We start from the raw sequence: 16183 nt of genomic DNA, 5'->3' as shown, positions 1-16183 counted from the left end.
ACGCATGGCGCGAAATTCGGTGCCGCGGCACAGGGCCGCGCCGTGGGCGAATCCACTGGGCGGCGCTGCTCGGCCGGACGTTTTTTGGGGGTCACAGATACAACCCTTGGGTATCCTAACGTGTGTCTGGTAGTGTACGGAAGCGGCGCGAAGCGATGCGCCCCGTCCGCGGATCCGCGGATGCCGCGCGGGCATGGGATGGGCCTTAGGTGAGTCTTGGCATGAAGCCGGTTGTCGTGCTCGTGGCCGACGGTGACGAGCTGATCCGTCTGGTGACCGCAGACATGCTGACCGATGCCGGTTTCGAGGCCATCGAGGTGCGCAGCGCGGACGAGGCGCTGGCGATCCTGCGGGGTCCTCGGTCGGTGCGCCTGCTGATCACCGCGCGCCGGCTCGCGGGCCGCGAAACCGGCCTCCAGCTGGCTCATCGGGTACACGCGGAATGGCCGGACGTGGGCATCATCGTGACCGCCGGGGCGTCCCTCGACGTTGCTCGCGAGCTGCCTCCGGGGGCCCGGCTCCTGCGGAAGCCCTACGAGTTCACGGAGCTGATGCGGTCCGTCGAGGCCGAACTCGATCTCGGCGACGAGGACGCCTCGGCCCTGCCCATGGTGCCGGACGGCATACCCCTCCAGGGCGGCGCGCAGACCGGCAACGGTGCCGGAGCGCTGGCAACGCCCGCGACCGAGCCGGACAAGAGCTGAGATCCCGCCCTGTGGATCACGGGGATAGCCGGGACAAGCCGACCCCGAGCCAACCTATGTCGTTTCAGCCGGCAAACCGTTGAGGATCCGGCGGTTTTCGCGGTGCATCCTCGTCCGCATGGGACAGTTCGCACGAGGACGTCATGCGTTTCGAGGTTCGGCCGACGGGTAGCCTGTGGGAATGGGTCTTGGTGAACGATCTCAGCGAGATCCTCGCCGAGTCGGTCCGCACCTTTCCGTCCAAGACACAGGCGCAGGCCGCGGCCTTGGCCTGGTCGCAGATGGTGCAGAAGGCCGGGCGCTCGCTCGGGCGATGACGCCCCCGGTTCGCGGTCACGCGCCCTAGGCCGCCTTGGCCGCGCGGTCCTGGTAGCCGAGTCCGGACACCCGCACCTGATTGCGGCCTGTCCGCTTGGCCAGGTAGAGCGCCGCGTCCGCGGTGACGAACCATTCCTCGATCGTCCCGTCCGGGTAGCGGCTCGCGTGCATCACCCCGATGCTGACGGTGACGACACTGAAGGCGTGGCCCGTATGCGGGATGCCGGTCGCGGCGACCGCCGCGCGGATGCGCTCCGCGCAATCCGAGGCCTCCTCCTCGGTCACGCCCGTCAGGATGACCGCGAATTCCTCGCCGCCGATCCGGCAGGCCAACCCGCCGGCTTCGCCCGCCGCGCGCCGTAGGACGTCGGCCACGGCCCGGAGCGCGCCGTCGCCCGCCACATGGCCGTAGATATCGTTGTAGCGCTTGAACGAATCGGTATCGAGCAGCAGCAGCGCGACGGGCCGGTCCCGGGCCGTGCGCCGCGCCTCGGCGAGCGCCCGGTCGAAGCGCCGCCGGTTCGGCAGATCGGTCAGGCCGTCCGTGCTCGCCAAACGCTCCAGTTCCGCGTTCGCGGCCTTCGCTGCGGTCTCGGCGCGGATGCGCAGCCGGATCTCGCCGTGGAGCCAGACCGTCAGGGTGCCGATGCCGCAGCAGATCACCAGCACCATCGCGCCGATCGCGAACGCCTTCGGCTGCCAGGTCGCGTCGATCAGCGCCACGTCGCGCGCGACGTTGATGCGCAAGGGCCAGTTGCCGACGCGCATGAAGCTGTAGATCCGCTCGACGCCGTCCATGGTCGAGCGCGCGACGTGGTGACCGGCGTCCTCGCGGATGAAGCGCTGGACGCTCGGCGCCGCCGACATGTCGATCCCCGGCACCAGGGTTCCGGCCGGAGACCGCACGAGCAGGGTGCCGTCCGCGTGGAAGAAGTTGATGGCGGTGCCGGGCTCGACGTTCAGGCGCTCGAAGATCCCGTTGAAGTAGGCGACCTCGAGCGTGCCGAGGACGACGCCGGCGAAGGATCCGTCCGCGTAGGCTAGGCGCCGCGTGAGCGGGATGACGGCCTTGCCCGAGACCGCGGAGACCACCGGGTGCCCGATATGGAGGCCGATCTCCTGGGATGCCCGATGGATCCTGAAATATTCGCGCGCGGCGGCGTTCAACGGCCGCGGAACGACGGCGCCGGAATCGATATAGGCCTGCCCCTGGGTATCGAGAACGTAGATCGAGCCGAACCCCTGTGCCGTCGCTGAGCGATCGAACAGGGCGAGCTGGCGGATCTGAGGGGAGGCGTTCTCCAGATCGGGATTCTGCAACCGCGCGACCACGGCCTGCAGGGAGAGATCGTAGAGTTCGAGGTCGCGATCCAGCGTGCGTTCGACGCTGCGGAGCAGCGTTTCCGAGTCGCGCTTGGCCTCGCTCCAGGCCGTGCGCTGGAGGTTGACGATCAGACCCGTGGCCATCGCGCCGAGTGCCACGATGACGGTCAGGCTGGCGGCGAACAGCACCCGCGAGAACCGTGTGAGGCGTTCCGCTCCGTCTCGCCGCGGTGGTGTGAGCTGCATCTGCCGTCGCCACGTCTGTCCGGGTCGACCGTAGCGCGGATGTCCTAAGCTGCCGTTGCACCTTTGCTTGGTGTTGCACGTAAGAGTTGGATGCGCGCGGGTCGGCCCTCGGACGAACGGCGTTTCCCGAGGCCCACGAGACGCGGCTTGGTCCGCCCGGCCGCCGCGCTCACAGCCCGAGATCGGAGAGGCCGGGATGATCCGCGGGCCGCGGCCCCGACCGATCCCAGCGGAACATCCGCTCGTCGGCGCTGATCGGAAGGTCGTTGATGCTGGCGTGGCGCGCCCGCATCAGGCCGTTCGCGTCGAACTCCCAGTTCTCGTTGCCGTAGGCCCGGAACCACGCGCCGTCGTCGTCGTGATACTCGTAGGCGAAGCGCACCGCGATCCGGTCGTCCGTGAAGCTCCAGAGTTCCTTGATCAAGCGGTACTCGTGCTCGCGCGACCATTTGCGGGTCAGGAACGCGACGACGGCGGGGCGCCCCTGGAAGATCTCCGCGCGGTTCCGCCAGCGCGTATCCTCCGTATAGGCGAGCGCGACGCGCTCGGGGTTGCGACCGTTCCAACCATCCTCGGCGGCGCGCACCTTCAGAATCGCGGAGTCGCGGGTGAAGGGCGGGAAGGGGGGGCGGCTCTCGGACATCGTCGGCTCCTCGCGATCTGTACCGATCGGTACAGACCCGCGGGCGGAGCGTCAATCGAATGATCCTGTCGCCGGACCGGCGATAATTCCTTCGGGACGCTGGAAACAAAATGCAACCGTGACCGTTGCCAGGACGGATTATAATGCGGGAGAGCAGGATGACTGCGCGCTGGAAGACGTTGGCGGAGATCGCGGCCGAGCGGCAGATCTCGATGGCGGAAGCACAGAAGATGGTCGATCACGCCGATTGCCCGAAGGTGTTCAAGCTTCACGGCACGATCTACCTGATCTGATGCATCATCCGTCGCGGCACGCGCCGCCGACCCCGATCCGCATCGCCTGGGCCGGCGCTGCTCTGGCGATGGCTGTCCTCGTCGGTGCGTCGGCGGCTGCGTTCGCGGCGGACGGCGTGACGATCACCAGGGCGAGTCTGCAGACCCCGCCGGATTCGCACGAGCCTCAGAAGGCCCTGGTCGAGGTCAGGAACGCCGGCTCCGCGAGCGTGAGCGCAGTGGCGATCACCTGCGCCTTTCTCGGCACCGGCGGTCGCAACCTCGACAATGCCAAGGCCCTCATCGCCGACCTGGCTCCGCATGCGGACGCGAAGGCCGAGGCGATCTATTACGGCTATCCGCGTGCTCGGACTGTCGAGTGCCGGATCGGCGACCCGTGATCTCCACGGGTCCGAAGTCCGGCATCCCGAGCCGTGTTGCCGGCGAAACGGACCTTTGTGCTGCCGCCGCGCAGCCTCTGCACGATCGGACCGGGCAGCCCAGGCCGAATTGAGTTCGGACCCTGCCAGTACGGCATGAAGATCTGACCTCGCGGTCTATGACCTCGTGCCCGAACAATCTCGGGGATCGTTGCGACTTTGCTCGCGCCAAGCTCGGGCGATCACGATAGAGCAGGGTCCAGGCGCGTTGGCTGTTCCGGCTAGAACGGTCGCTCGACCTGATCCTCTCGGTCCGCAACCTTGGCCATGCCGTCGTGCCGTTCGACGGTCCAGGAAATCCCATGCTCCGTTCGTCGATCCAGGCCTCCCTCGCGGCCCTGCTGCTTACCGGTGCCCTCGCGGGGTCGGCCTTGGCCGCCGCCGACGTGCCCTTCGAGACGGTGAAGGGCTGGGAGGTCGAGCGATCGGCCGGGAATGCCGGCCCGAACGGCTGCCTGATGAGCCGCGCCTACAAGGACGCGGATGACGGCAACGCCGCCAGCGCCGTCGTGTTCGCCCTCGACGGCAGCAACGCCAACCTCGTCCTCGTCTACGAGAAATGGGGCTGGAGCAAGAAGGAGAGCGTCAAGGCGCCGCTCAGCCTGGACAAGAAGCTCTACGCGCCGAAAGCGACGTGGACCGGCGACGGTACGAGCCTCGCCGCACAGTTTCCCGACAGCATCGTGCCGAATCTCCTGGCCGCCAAGACGATCGTTCTGAAGTTCGATGACGGCGACGCCGATTTCGAGATCCCCGATTTCGCCGCGGGCTACGAGTCGCTGCGCCGCTGCAATCTCGCCAAGCCGGCCGCGACGGCAGCGGCCCCGGTTCCGGCACCCGCGCCCGCCACGCCCGGCCCGGCGGGCGCCTACACCGTGACGACGATCGGCACGGGCAAGGACTTTGCCGGGTGCATGGCCCTCAACGAGGCGGCTGGCCTGTCCCTGGTCGGGGTGGGCCAGAATCTCGGCCTGATCGCCAATGCGTCGAAGTTCCCGTTCGACAAGGGCGCCTCGGTGAAGGGCAACTGGCGCGTCGACCAGGGCGCCACGGTGCCGTTCGCCATTACGGCGGACACGGCGCGCACGGTGAGCCTCGACGTCCCGAGCACCCGCGAGGCCGTGGTCGCCCTGACGACCGGCAAGGTCGTCACCATCGAGGCCAACGGCGTCGCGGTGCCGTTCACGCTGGCCGGCATGAATCAGGCCTTCGACAAGCTCGCCACCTGCATGGAAACCAAGAAGGCCCCCTGACGCCGGGCCAAACACGTCCCGACCGCGGGACGTGTCACGGGCGTTGACCGGCGACGGCGATCCGCCCCCGGAGGCACGGGCCGCCGCCGCATCGGATCCCGAACCCTGCCCGGCGCGTCAATCGCGCCGGGCGACCCGGATCACCGAGGCGGCCGGCGCCCCGTTCGATGGGACGCTCCTTCGCGCGTCGACACCCGAAGCCTGCTGCCGGGCGCTCGCCCTGTGCGGATCCTCACCCGCTGCCGCCCTCGGTCGCTTGACGCCGGACAGCCGGGTCGTCATTTCGGTTTTTACATGACGATCGTCATGCAAAAGCCAGGGAAGTCGACCATGTCCAACAAGCCAGCCGTCCTCGTCACCGGTGCCTCCTCGGGGATCGGCGCCGTCTATGCCGATCGCTTCGCCAAGCGCGGGCACGATCTGATCCTGGTCGCCCGGGACGCGGGCCGGCTCGAGACCCTGGCCGAGCGCCTGCGGCGCGAGACCGGCGTCGCGGTCGACGTGGTCCCGGCCGACCTCACCGACGCCGGCGATCTCGTCCGGGTCGAGGCACGCCTGCGCGCGGATGAGCGGATCGGCATCCTGATCAACAATGCCGGCGCCGCCGGCCACGGCGGCTTCCTCGACCAAGACCCGGATCAGACGGCCGCGCTGATCAACCTGAACGTCGTGGCGCTGACGCGGCTCGCGAGCGCCGTCGCCCCGCGATTCGTGGCGCAGGGCTCGGGGTCGATCGTCAATATCGGTTCGGTCGTCGGTCTCGCGCCGGAACTCGGCATGGCGACCTACGGCGCGACCAAGGCCTTCGTGCTGTTCCTCAGTCAGGGTCTGCAGGTCGAGCTCGGTCCGAAAGGCGTCTACGTCCAGGCGGTGCTGCCGTCCGTCACCCGAACGGAGATCTGGGAGCGCTCCGGCCGCGACGTGAACGCGCTGCCGGCCGCGATGGAGACCGCGGAACTGGTCGATGCCGCCCTGGTCGGCTTCGACCGGCGCGAGAGCGTCACGATCCCGCCGCTGCCCGATGACGGTCAGTTCGCCGCCTTCGACGCCGCCCGCAAGGCGATGCTGCCGAACTTCATGCAGGCGCACGCCGCGGCGCGCTACCGCGACGCCGCCTGATCCCGCAGGTAGGCGACGAGCCGGGCGGCCGCGGCGAGCCGGTCGCCCTCGTTCCGGATCGTGAGATCCGCGTCGATCGTCACGCTGCGGGAAAGGCGCGCCGCGAGGTCGCCGTCCTCCGGCCGGCCGCGCGCGGCGAGGCGCCGGGCGAGGATCTCAGGCGCGGCCGTCACCGCCACCACCCGCGTCGCGGGAAGCCGTCTGCGCGCCTCGGCCACGACCCGGCGGGAGACGTTGCAGACCACGAGGCGCCCCTGCAAGGCGGCCTGCACGGTCTCCGCCGGAACCGCGTAGCCGAGGCCATGGGCGCGCCAGCTCAGGGCGAAGGCGGCCTCCGCGTGCCCGCGCTCGAACGCCGCCTCGGCGATCTCGACATTGTCCTCGTGCGGCGACGGCGGTCGCGTCACGAGCCGGCTGGGGAAGGCGAAGGCCGGGTCGTCCCGGAGCTCGGCCCGTGCGAGGTCGATCAGGGTATCCTTGCCGGCGCCGCTCGGTCCGACCACGAGGACGAAGCCGCCCGCCATCACACCACCCGCTCGCCCGCGCGCCAGACCTGGCGGACCACCGGCACGTCCTGCGCCATCCGCACGCGCACGAGGTCGGCCCGCAGCCCCGCGGCGATCCGGCCGCGGTCGTCGAGACCGGTGGCCCGCGCGGGGTTCGCCGTGACCGTGGCGATGGCCCGCGGCAGGTCGATGCCCGCGACCCGGCCCGGAAGCTGGAAGACCGCCATCAGCAGGCTCGCCGGCACGTAATCCGACGACAGGATGCTCAGGAGCCCGGCCTCGGCCAGGTCCTGCGCCGCGACGTTGCCGGAATGCGAGCCGCCGCGGATCAGATTCGGGGCACCCATCATCACGGTGATGCCGGCCGCGTGCGAGGCCTCAGCCGCCTCGCGGGTCGTCGGGAACTCGGCGAGCGCCACGCCCTCGCCGCGCGACAGCGCTACGTCGCCGAGCGTCGTGTCGTCGTGGCTCGCCAGCGGGATGCCGCGGGCGCGCGCCAGCGCGACCAGGATCGGTCGGTTGCGGTCGTTCAAGGCGCGCCCCTCCCGCATCTTCCGCTCGGTGTTGGCCCGGATCTCCTCGATCGGCCGGCCGCCGCGGCCCGCATACTGGTAGTACTTGGCGACGTCGCGGAACTGCCGCTGGCCCGGGGTGTGGTCCATCAGCGAGATCAGCCCGACCGGATAGCGATCGGCAAAGGCCTCCACCGTCTCGACCACGTCGGCGGAGGGAATCTCGCAGCGCAGATGCGTCCGATGCTCGACCCGGAACAGGTCGGCGCTGCGCGCCGCGGCAATCGCCCCGGCGAGCGCCTCGAGCTCCGGCCCGAGGCCGCTCCCGTCCGGGTCGCTGCCCGCTCGGAGCGAATCGAAGACGGTGGTGATGCCGGAGGCGGCGATCTGCGCATCGTAGGCAAGTACCGCCCCGAGGGGGTGCCAGCGCACGCCGGGGCGCGGCGCGTAGTGGCTCTCCAGATGATCGGTATGCAGCTCGACGAGCCCCGGGATCAGAAGGTCGCCGTCGAGGTCGAGCCCGCGCTCCGGCGGGCGGCCCGCGCCGATCTCGGCGATGCGGCCGTCCACCACCGCGAGCCAGCCGGTCTCGACGCGATCCGGCAGGACAAGGCGCGCGTTCTCGACGATCCCGATCGCTCCCGTCATCGCCCGCTCCGTGCTCATGCGGCGGCCCTCTCTCCGAAGGCCGCGACGTCGACGATCCGGGTGGCGACGGCCTCGCGCACCTCCGCATCGTGAAAGATCCCGAGGATGCCGGCGCCGGCCGCGACCCGCTCGCGGATCAGCGCGATCACCACGGCGCGGTTGCGCGCGTCGAGCGAGGCGGTCGGCTCGTCGAGGAGCAGGAGGGGTCGGGGCGCGATCAGCCCGCGGGCGATGTTGACCCGCTGCTGTTCGCCGCCCGAGAAGGTCGCCGGCGGCAGGTCCCACAGACGCTCGGGCAGGCCGAGGCGGTCGAGCAGGTCGGCCGCGCGGCGTCCCGCGACCTCCGCACTCAACCCACCCTCGATGCCCGCCGCCTCGACCACCGCCCGGGTGCCGACGCGCGGGATCACCCGCAGGAATTGCGAGACGTAGGAGACCACGGACCGACGGAGCGCCAGGATCTCGCGCGGCTCGGCGCGGGCGACGTCGATTACCCGCTCGCCGTCGCGGATGCGGATGGCGCCCCGCGCGCAGCGATAATTGCCGTAGGCCATCTTCAGGAGCGACGACTTACCGGTGCCCGAGGCGCCGCCGAGGACGACGCATTCGCCCGGATGCACCGCGAGATCGACGCCCGCGATCACCGGCAGCACGGCGCCCCCGCGCAGGTGCAGGGTGAAGCTCTTGCCCACCCCCTCGAACGCGATCAGCGGGTGGGTCATGCGGCGAGCACCGAGGAGACGAGGAGCTGGGTGTAGGCCTCCTGCGGATCGTCGAGGACTTGGTCCGTCAGACCGGTCTCGATCACCCGGCCGGCACGCATCACCAGCATCCGGTGCGACAAGAGCCGCGCCACCGCGAGGTCATGGGTGACGATGATCACCGCGAGGCCAAGTTCGGACACGAGGCGGCGCACCATGTCGAGGAGGCGCGCCTGCACCGACACGTCGAGCCCGGAGGTCGGCTCGTCCATCAGCACGAGGCGCGGATGGGTGACGAGGTTGCGGGCGATCTGGAGGCGCTGGCGCATGCCCCCGGAGAAGCGCGTCGACGGGTCGTCGATCCTGTCCCCGGCGATCTCGACCCGGGCGAGCCAGTCGAGGGCGCTGGCGCGGATGCGCCCGTAATGGCGCTCGCCGACGCCCATCAGGCGCTCGCCGACATTGCCGCCGGCCGAGACGGCCATGCGCAGGCCCTGCGCCGCGTCCTGGCGGACGAAGCCCCAATCGGTCCGCATCAGGGCCCGGCGCTCGGCCTCGGGCAGCGCGGCGAGGTCGCGGGTGACGCCGTCGCGCATCCGGTAGGCGACGCGGCCCGCATCGGCCGCGATCTCCCCGGCGATCAGCGCGAGCAGGGTCGACTTGCCGGAGCCGGATTCGCCCACCACAGCCAGCACCTCGCCCGCGTCCAGGCTGAAGCCGATGCGATCGCAGGCGGAGCGGGCACCGTAGCGCTTGGTGAGATCGCGAGCGACGAGGAGCGGCTCGGTCATGCGGCCTCTCCCGCGCGGGTGCGGCGATCCTCGCAATGGTCGGTATCCGAGCAGACGAACATGCGCCCTCCGGCATCGTCGAGCACGACCTCGTCGAGGTAGACGCCCTCGGCGCCGCAGAGCGCGCAGGGCGTGTCGAAGCTCTGGACCCGGAAGGGATGGTCCTCGAAATCGAGGCTGCGCACCCGCGTATAGGGGGGCACCGCGTAGATGCGCTTCTCCCGACCCGCGCCGAAGAGCTGGAGCGCCGGGCAATCGTCCATCTTCGGGTTGTCGAACTTGGGCGTCGGGGACGGGTCCATGACGTAGCGTCCCGCCACTTCCACCGGATAGGCGTAGGTGGTGGCGATGTGGCCGTGGCGGGCGATGTCCTCGTAGAGCTTGACGTGCATCAGCCCGTATTCGGAGAGCGCGTGGAGTTGGCGCGTCTCGGTCTCGCGCGGCTCGAGGAACCGCAGGGGCTCGGGGATCGGCACCTGATAGACGAGGACCTGTCCCTCGGTCAGTGGCGCCTCCGGGATACGGTGCCGGGTCTGGATCACCGTGGCGTCCTGCGTGCGCGTCGTGGTGGCCACCCCCGCGGTCGCGGTGAAGAAGCGCCGGATCGAGACGGCGTTGGTGGTGTCGTCGGCGCCCTGGTCGATCACCTTGAGCACGTCCGAGGCGCCGAGGATCGCGGCCGTCACCTGCACCCCGCCGGTGCCCCAGCCGTAGGGCATTGGCATCTCGCGCGCCGCGAACGGCACTTGGTAGCCGGGGATCGCGATGGCCTTGAGGATCGCCCGGCGGATCATCCGCTTGGTGCCCTCGTCCAGATAGGCGAAGTTGTAGCCCGCCTCCGGCATCGTCCGCGCGCTCACTCGGCCGCCTCCCGCATCGGATCGCCGGGCGCCGTCCCGCCCGCCGCGTGCTCCGCGCGCAGCCGCCGGACCAGCTCCAGCTCGGCCTGGAAATCCACGTAATGCGGCAGCTTCAGGTGCTCGACGAAACCGGTGGCCTGAAGGCTGTCGCAATGGGCGAGGACGAATTCCTGGTCCTGGGCCGGGGCGACCACGGCCTCACCGAGTTCCGCCGCCCGCAGCGAGCGGTCGACGAGCGCCATCGCCATCGCCTTGCGCTCGCTCTGGCCGAAGGTGAGGCCGTAGCCCCGGGTGAATTGCGGGGGCACCCCGTCGCTGCCGTGGAACTGGTTCAGCATCTGGCACTCGGTCACCGGCACGGTGCCGAGCGTGACCGGAAATCCGAGTTCCTCCGGCACGATGTCGAGCGCGACGGTCCCGAACCGGATCTCGCCCACGAAGGGGTGGGTGCGGCCGTAGCCGCGCTGCGTCGAGTAGGCGAGGGCGAGGACGAAGCCCTCGTCGCCGCGGGCGAGCGTCTGCAGGCGCAGGGCCCGGTCGGCCGGGTAATCGACGGGCTCGCGGGTGAGATCGCCCACGGGCCGCCCATCCTCCGGCGGTGAGGGCTCGACCAGCCCGGCCGTCCCGAGGATGTCCGTCACCCGGGAACAGAGCCCGGCATCGGGACCGGGCTCCGTCTCGGAGGCCGGCTCCGGCTCGGCTCCGGCGGCGAGGGCGAAATCGATCAGCCGGTGGGTGTAGTCGAAGGTCGGGCCGAGCACCTGTCCGCCGGGCAGGTCCTTGAAGGTGGCCGAGACGCGGCGCGAGACCGCCATCGCCCCGGTCTCGAGGGGCTCGGTCGCGCCGAAGCGCGGCAGCGTCGTCCGATAGGCCCGCACCAGGAACACCGCCTCGACCACGTCGCCGCGGGCCTGCTTCAGAGCGAGCGCGGCGAGATCGGGATCGTGCAGCGAGCCCTCGGTCATCACCCGGTCGACCAGCAGGCTCATCTGCTCGCGGATCTGCGCCACCGTGAGATCGGGAACGGCGGGATCGCCCCGCCGCGTCTCGGCGAGCAGGCGGTGGGCGTTGTCGATGGCAGCCTCGCCGCCCTTGACGGCCACGTACATCGCTCAGGCCTCCGCCGGCACGAGGAGCCGCGCCGAGCGCGGAAGCCCGGCGACGCGGCCGGGCGCCGTCAGGACGAGATCGACCCCGCGCGGGAAGGCGGCGCGGTTGGCCCGCAGTCGCTCGGGCCAGTCCGGCGGCAGGGGGCTCGCGGCCAACCGCGCCGTGCCGCAAATCCCGGGTCCGTCGAAGGCCTCACCGCCATCCTCTGCAATCCGATCGAGCGCCAGGATCAGGGTGGCGGATGTGTCCGGGTAATTCGGGCTTCCCTGCGCGAAGGCTGCGAAGTCCGGGCAGGCGGCCGGATCCGCGATGAGCGCGAAGGTGGCCTCGGCGGACGAGGCCACGATCGGCGCCCCGGTGTGGAAGCGCAGGAACGCGGCGACCGCGGGCTCGGACCCGAGCGCCGGGTCGACCCAGAGCGGCGTGTCGGCATCGGCAAGCGTTAGCGCCAGCGCCGCGAGTTCCGGCGTCAGCGGCCGGGGCGGCGCGAGATCCGTGCGCAGCGGGCGCACGCGGCAGGGACGGGCCATCGCGTCCATGACCGCGCGAAAGACCTCCTGCGCGTCGTGCACGGGATCGGCGAAGCCGCGGGCGAGCGTCATCAATCCTCGCCCCGGGCCAGCGTGAAGAAGTTGACGCGCGTCGCGGCCACACGGCGGGCCAGGGCTCGCGCCTCGTCCGCCCGTCGCTCGGCCACGGCCTGCAGCGCCTCCTCGACGACGGCGCGGTGCTCCGGGCGCTGCCAGTGGGCGTCGAGGATGGCGGCGAGCCGCGCCCGCGCCCGGTCCCGTCCGAGCAGGTAGGCGAAGCCGGTCTCGCCGCCGGGCAGCCGGACGGCCGCTCGCGTCACGGTCGCCTCGCCGAGATTGAAGGCCCGCCCGTCCCCGCCGATCCGGCCGCGGGTCATCACCAGACCGGTCTCGGGCGCACGCAGATCCTCCGCCTGATCGGACAGGCCGGTCCGCACCAGGGCGGCCTGCAATTCGGACAGAGTCGCTGAGGCGGTGAGCGCCATCGCGGCGCGGCGCCCGGCGATCTCTGGCGCCGCGGGCGCGGTTGGTGTTTGCCTGCCGTCGGAGTGCATGCTGCGATGGCTCCATATTTGTCTATATGTTTAGACAACCGAGCGATGACGCGCAAGGGTGACGCGGAGCCGTGATGAAGGATGTGCACGACAAGCCGGTGACGCTTCTGCGCCGGGGCGAGGGGCTCGCCGCGTGGCGCCAGATCGCCGACGCGCTCGTGGCCGAGATCGGCCGAGGGGCGCTGGCGCCCGGAAGCCAGGTGCCGACCGAGGCGGCTCTCGCGCTGCGATTCGGGGTCAACCGCCACACGGTACGGCGCGCGCTCGCGGCCCTGGCGCAGGCCGGGCTGGTCCGCGCCACGCAGGGGCGCGGCACCTTCGTGGAGCAGGGACAGATCGCCTATCCGATCGGCCCGCGCACGCGCTTCTCCGAGAACGTCTCGCGCGCCGGCCGGGAGGCGTGGGGCGAGCTCGTCGCATCCGCCGCCGTCGCGGCCGACGCCGAGACCGCGGAGGTCCTGGGTCTGGAGCCCGGCAGCGCGGTGCTCGAGATGCGCACCCTGCACCGGGCGGACGGCGTGCCGATCTCGGCCGCCCGGACGCTCCTGCCGCTGCCCCGGTTCTCCGGATTCGATGCGGCGTACGGCCGGACCGGCTCGATCACCCGCGCCTTCGCGGCCTTCGGCGTCGGCGATTACACGCGCCTCTCGACCCGGATCGGTGCGCGGGCGGCGCAGGCCGAGGAGGGGGCGCAACTCGATATCGCGCCCGGGCGCACGCTCCTCACGGTGTCGAGCGTGAACGCCGATCCGGAGGGCCGGCGGATCCAGTGGACCCGCAGCCTGTTCGCGGCCGACCGGGTCGAACTCGTGGTGGAATGAGCACGCGAGCGCTTTCCTTCGATCCAGGGATCACGGGACGCGCTCGCGCTCCTGGGTGTAGCGCATCCTTTCGGAGGGCCGAAGGCCGCTTCGGCGGACCATGCCCTAGCGCGCCGCGCCGCCGATCAGGGCGCGACGCAGCCGGCTCGACACGGCGTCGATCGCCGCGACGGTCACGAGGATCATCAGCACCAGGCAGGCGACCTGCTGGAGTTCGAGTACGCGGATCAGCTCCGTCAGGTACTGCCCGATGCCGCCCGCGCCGACGATGCCGATGATCGTGGCCGAGCGGGTATTCGATTCGAAGAAGTAGAGGACCTGGCTGCCGAGCACCGGCAGCACGCCGGGCACCAGCCCGAAGCGGATACGGTGGAGCGCGCTCCCGCCCGCGGCGAGGACGCCGTCGGAGGCCTTGCGGTCGGCGGTCTCCACCGCTTCCGAGAACAGCTTGCCCAGCGCCCCGAAATCCGAGCAGGCGATCGCGAGCGCGCCGGCAAAGGGGCCGAGCCCGACCACGTTGATCCAGATCAGCGCCCAGATCAGCACGTCGACGGAGCGCATCACGTCGAGGCCGCGGCGAATCGCAAAATGCAGGACGGGGTTCGGCACCACGGTCTTGGCCGCCAGGAAGGCGACCGGAAACGCCAGGATCGCCGCCGTCAGCGTGCCCAGGAACGCGATCGCCAGGGTCTCGCCCAGGGCTTGGAGAAAGACCGGAAGGCGCCCGCCGGCGGAGGGCGGCAGCAGCATCAACGAGAATTCGCCGAGGCGCCCGAGCCCGTTGACGATGCGCGACGCCGAGAAATCGAGGCGGACCATCGCGAAGAGCGCGAGGCCGACGACGGCCGCGACGATGCCCGCGACGGCGAGGCGGTTGCGCCACGACACCCGGAAGGCATCGGGATGCCGGGCACGCAGGGCGTCGATATCGACGGCGGAGGTGGGGCGCCCGCTCACCGGTCGGATTCCAGCCCGATCAGGCGATGGCGCAGCCGCTCGGTGGCGAGATCGATCGCCATCACGGTGGCGATGATCATCAGCAGGATCGCGCTCACATCCGTGTAGTAGAAGTTGCGGATCGCCACGAGAAATTCCTGGCCGATCCCGCCCGCACCGACGAAGCCCATCACGCCGGCCCCCCGCACATTGATCTCGAAGCGCAGCAGCCCGTAGGAGGCGAAGTTCGAGAGGACCTGCGGCAGCACCGCGAAGCGGATCGCGGCAAGCCGCGAGGCGCCCGAGGCCGTGAGACCCTCGACCGGCTTCATGTCGATGTTCTCGACCACCTCGGCGAAGAGCTTGCCCAGCGCACCCGTGGTGTGGATCGCCAGCGCCAGCACGCCGACCATCGGGCCAAGCCCGAAGGCGATCACGAAGATCAGCGCGAAGACCACCTCCGGGACGGTGCGGAACAGCTCGAGGCTGCGCCGCGCGATGAACCAGCCGGTACGCGTTCGGGCGATGTTGGCGGCCGCGCCGAAACAGAGGAGAAAGGCCGCGACCCCGCCGAGAAGCGTGCCGAGATAGGCCATCAGCAGGGTCTCGCCGAGAAGCGCCGCCCATCTCGAAAAACCCCAGTACCAGTCCGCGACGTCGCCGCGCAGGTTGGCGAGGGTCAGATGGGGCAGGATCTGCGCGATATAGGCGGGGAACTTGCCGATATTCTCCGCGAAGACCACGGGACGGATTTCGGCGACCCAGCCCGCCGCGAGGATCAGCCCGGCGATGAGCACCAGACCCGCCAGGATCCGTCGACGGCTGGCCGCCACCGCCCGGCCATACGCCCCCACCAGCGCCGCGGCGCGGGCGGGTTCCGCGATGTGTCGGCTCATCGGGGGATCGTCCGGCCCGGCACCCTCGCCGATCAGGACTTGCGGCGCTGGTCGTCGTTGAACTTCAGCATCTCGATGATCGGCTGATAATCCTTGAGCGTCACCGCCGTGAGGTCGAGGTCCTTGCCGTCGGAGAGACGGTCGAAGGCCGACTTGTCGCTCTTCGGCAGCGTGACGAAGGCCTCGACGATCTTCGCCTTCAGCGCGTCGGGCAGGCTCGCCAGCATGGCGAAGGGTCCCTCGGGCAGGAAGGCCGACTTGAAGACGACCCGGAAGTCGGCCTGGCTCATCTGTGTGCCGTCCGGCTTCTTCAGCATGCCCTTCACGGCCATGCGGGTGACCATCGTGTCAGTCTCGGAATTCCAGAGATTCGCGGCGGCGTCGGTGGTGCCCTGGACGAGAGCCAGCACGGCATTCTCGTGGCTGCCGGCGAAGACCGTCTTGCCGAAATGCTTGTCGACGTCGTAGCCGGCCTTGTTGAGGAAGAAGCGCGGCGCCTGATTGCCGGAGGTGGAATTCGGATCGACGAGAGCGAGGCTCTTGCCCTTGAGATCCTCGACCGTCTTGTAGGGGCTGTCCGCCCGCACGTAGATCACCGAGTAATAGCCGGAGGCTCCGTTGTTGTGCTTCTGGTTGACGATCGGCTCGATCTTGACGCCGGTCATCACGGCGCGGGCGAACGAGGCCGGGCCGTAGAAGGCGATCTGGATGTTCCCGGCGCGCTGCCCCTCGATCACGGCGGCGTAGTCGTTGGCGACCCGGAGCTTCACCGGCACGCCGAGCGACCGGGTGAGATACTCCGTCAGCGGCGCGTAGCGGTCGGTGGTGCCGGACGCGTTCTCGGCCGGGATCACCGCGAGGGTCAGCTCGGGGTATGTCGCTTTCCAATCCTGCGCGGCGGCGGGAGAGGCGATCAGGGCAAGCGCGGCGAAGGCGCCCGCGAGGGTGCGGCGGGTCAGCATCGTGTGTCTCCTGGAACCAGTGAATCCTGTCGCAGCCC

Annotated in this window: 20 protein-coding genes; 7 read left to right on the top strand and 13 right to left on the bottom strand. The window is 70.4% G+C overall.

Going from position 1 to position 16183, the window contains the following annotated elements; translation table 11 throughout:
• Positions 1-221 precede the first annotated feature (221 nt).
• Entirely contained in the window at positions 222-704 is a 483-nt protein-coding gene (locus ACS5RC_RS21230) for a response regulator (protein WP_478345898.1), read from the top strand.
• A gap of 143 nt (positions 705-847) precedes the next feature.
• Positions 848-1021 (top strand): hypothetical protein, encoded by a 174-nt coding sequence (locus tag ACS5RC_RS21225; protein WP_478345897.1) that lies wholly within the window; start codon positions 848-850, stop codon positions 1019-1021.
• A 25-nt stretch (positions 1022-1046) separates the two neighbouring features.
• On the opposite strand, the gene ACS5RC_RS21220 is transcribed toward ACS5RC_RS21225, so the two are convergent.
• Together ACS5RC_RS21220 and ACS5RC_RS21215 are read right to left on the bottom strand one after the other, a co-directional pair.
• Positions 1047-2534, bottom strand: coding sequence for a GGDEF domain-containing protein (locus ACS5RC_RS21220; protein ID WP_478345896.1), 1488 nt, complete (start codon positions 2532-2534; stop codon positions 1047-1049).
• Positions 2535-2760: 226 nt separating this feature from the next.
• A complete protein-coding gene (locus ACS5RC_RS21215) occupies positions 2761-3234 on the bottom strand; it encodes a nuclear transport factor 2 family protein (protein WP_478345895.1) in 474 nt (157 codons plus the stop codon).
• Between the two features lie 158 nt (positions 3235-3392).
• Here ACS5RC_RS21215 and ACS5RC_RS21210 point away from each other — a divergent pair, with 158 nt between their 5' ends.
• The 4 genes from ACS5RC_RS21210 (at position 3393) to ACS5RC_RS21195 (ending at position 6318) form a co-directional block, all read left to right on the top strand.
• Positions 3393-3527, top strand: a complete 135-nt coding sequence (locus ACS5RC_RS21210; RefSeq protein ID WP_478345894.1) for a hypothetical protein — start codon at positions 3393-3395, stop codon at positions 3525-3527.
• Between the two features lie 68 nt (positions 3528-3595).
• A complete protein-coding gene (locus ACS5RC_RS21205) occupies positions 3596-3907 on the top strand; it encodes a hypothetical protein (RefSeq protein ID WP_478345893.1) in 312 nt (103 codons plus the stop codon).
• 341 nt (positions 3908-4248) lie between these two features.
• A complete protein-coding gene (locus ACS5RC_RS21200; protein ID WP_478345892.1) occupies positions 4249-5199 on the top strand; it encodes a hypothetical protein in 951 nt (316 codons plus the stop codon).
• Between the two features lie 330 nt (positions 5200-5529).
• Positions 5530-6318, top strand: coding sequence for an SDR family NAD(P)-dependent oxidoreductase (locus tag ACS5RC_RS21195; RefSeq protein WP_478345891.1), 789 nt, complete (start codon positions 5530-5532; stop codon positions 6316-6318).
• Here the strand turns inward: ACS5RC_RS21195 and phnN are convergent.
• Genes phnN through phnG form a run of 8 tightly spaced genes read right to left on the bottom strand, consistent with a single transcriptional unit; the run spans position 6300 to position 12461 of the window.
• Positions 6300-6842 carry a phosphonate metabolism protein/1,5-bisphosphokinase (PRPP-forming) PhnN gene (phnN, locus tag ACS5RC_RS21190; RefSeq protein WP_478345890.1) on the bottom strand — a complete coding sequence of 181 codons (543 nt, stop codon included), beginning with the start codon at positions 6840-6842 and terminating at the stop codon, positions 6300-6302. The genes ACS5RC_RS21195 and phnN overlap by 19 nt on opposite strands.
• Complete coding sequence (locus tag ACS5RC_RS21185; RefSeq protein WP_478345889.1) at positions 6842-7984, bottom strand: alpha-D-ribose 1-methylphosphonate 5-triphosphate diphosphatase; 1143 nt, start codon at positions 7982-7984, stop codon at positions 6842-6844. The genes phnN and ACS5RC_RS21185 overlap by 1 nt, the downstream gene beginning before the upstream one ends.
• A gap of 14 nt (positions 7985-7998) precedes the next feature.
• Positions 7999-8706: a phosphonate C-P lyase system protein PhnL gene (phnL, locus tag ACS5RC_RS21180; protein WP_478345888.1), complete on the bottom strand. Its 708-nt coding sequence runs from the start codon at positions 8704-8706 to the stop codon at positions 7999-8001.
• Positions 8703-9476, bottom strand: a complete 774-nt coding sequence (phnK, locus tag ACS5RC_RS21175; protein WP_478345887.1) for a phosphonate C-P lyase system protein PhnK — start codon at positions 9474-9476, stop codon at positions 8703-8705. The genes phnL and phnK overlap by 4 nt, the downstream gene beginning before the upstream one ends.
• On the bottom strand, positions 9473-10321 hold the full coding sequence (locus ACS5RC_RS21170; protein ID WP_478345948.1) for an alpha-D-ribose 1-methylphosphonate 5-phosphate C-P-lyase PhnJ: 849 nt from the start codon (positions 10319-10321) through the stop codon (positions 9473-9475). The genes phnK and ACS5RC_RS21170 overlap by 4 nt, the downstream gene beginning before the upstream one ends.
• 11 nt (positions 10322-10332) lie before the next feature.
• Positions 10333-11445, bottom strand: a complete 1113-nt coding sequence (locus ACS5RC_RS21165) for a carbon-phosphorus lyase complex subunit (protein WP_478345886.1) — start codon at positions 11443-11445, stop codon at positions 10333-10335.
• A gap of 3 nt (positions 11446-11448) precedes the next feature.
• Entirely contained in the window at positions 11449-12048 is a 600-nt protein-coding gene (phnH, locus tag ACS5RC_RS21160) for a phosphonate C-P lyase system protein PhnH (RefSeq protein ID WP_478345885.1), read from the bottom strand.
• A complete protein-coding gene (gene phnG / locus ACS5RC_RS21155; RefSeq protein WP_478345884.1) occupies positions 12048-12461 on the bottom strand; it encodes a phosphonate C-P lyase system protein PhnG in 414 nt (137 codons plus the stop codon). The genes phnH and phnG overlap by 1 nt, the downstream gene beginning before the upstream one ends.
• A gap of 143 nt (positions 12462-12604) precedes the next feature.
• Here phnG and phnF point away from each other — a divergent pair, with 143 nt between their 5' ends.
• Positions 12605-13351 (top strand): phosphonate metabolism transcriptional regulator PhnF, encoded by a 747-nt coding sequence (phnF, locus tag ACS5RC_RS21150; protein WP_478345883.1) that lies wholly within the window; start codon positions 12605-12607, stop codon positions 13349-13351.
• A 105-nt stretch (positions 13352-13456) separates the two neighbouring features.
• Here phnF and phnE (ACS5RC_RS21145) read toward each other — a convergent pair whose 3' ends face one another.
• The 3 genes from phnE (ACS5RC_RS21145) to phnD are packed head-to-tail and all read right to left on the bottom strand — an operon-like array spanning position 13457 to position 16145.
• Positions 13457-14317 (bottom strand): phosphonate ABC transporter, permease protein PhnE, encoded by an 861-nt coding sequence (phnE, locus tag ACS5RC_RS21145; RefSeq protein ID WP_478345947.1) that lies wholly within the window; start codon positions 14315-14317, stop codon positions 13457-13459.
• Positions 14305-15183 carry a phosphonate ABC transporter, permease protein PhnE gene (phnE, locus tag ACS5RC_RS21140; RefSeq protein ID WP_478345882.1) on the bottom strand — a complete coding sequence of 293 codons (879 nt, stop codon included), beginning with the start codon at positions 15181-15183 and terminating at the stop codon, positions 14305-14307. The genes phnE (ACS5RC_RS21145) and phnE (ACS5RC_RS21140) overlap by 13 nt, the downstream gene beginning before the upstream one ends.
• A gap of 32 nt (positions 15184-15215) precedes the next feature.
• On the bottom strand, positions 15216-16145 hold the full coding sequence (phnD, locus tag ACS5RC_RS21135) for a phosphonate ABC transporter substrate-binding protein (protein WP_478345881.1): 930 nt from the start codon (positions 16143-16145) through the stop codon (positions 15216-15218).
• Positions 16146-16183: the final 38 nt, after the last annotated feature.

Source organism: Methylobacterium sp. HJ2 (genome assembly GCF_056431005.1).
This window is presented reverse-complemented; position numbering and strand designations above follow the sequence as displayed.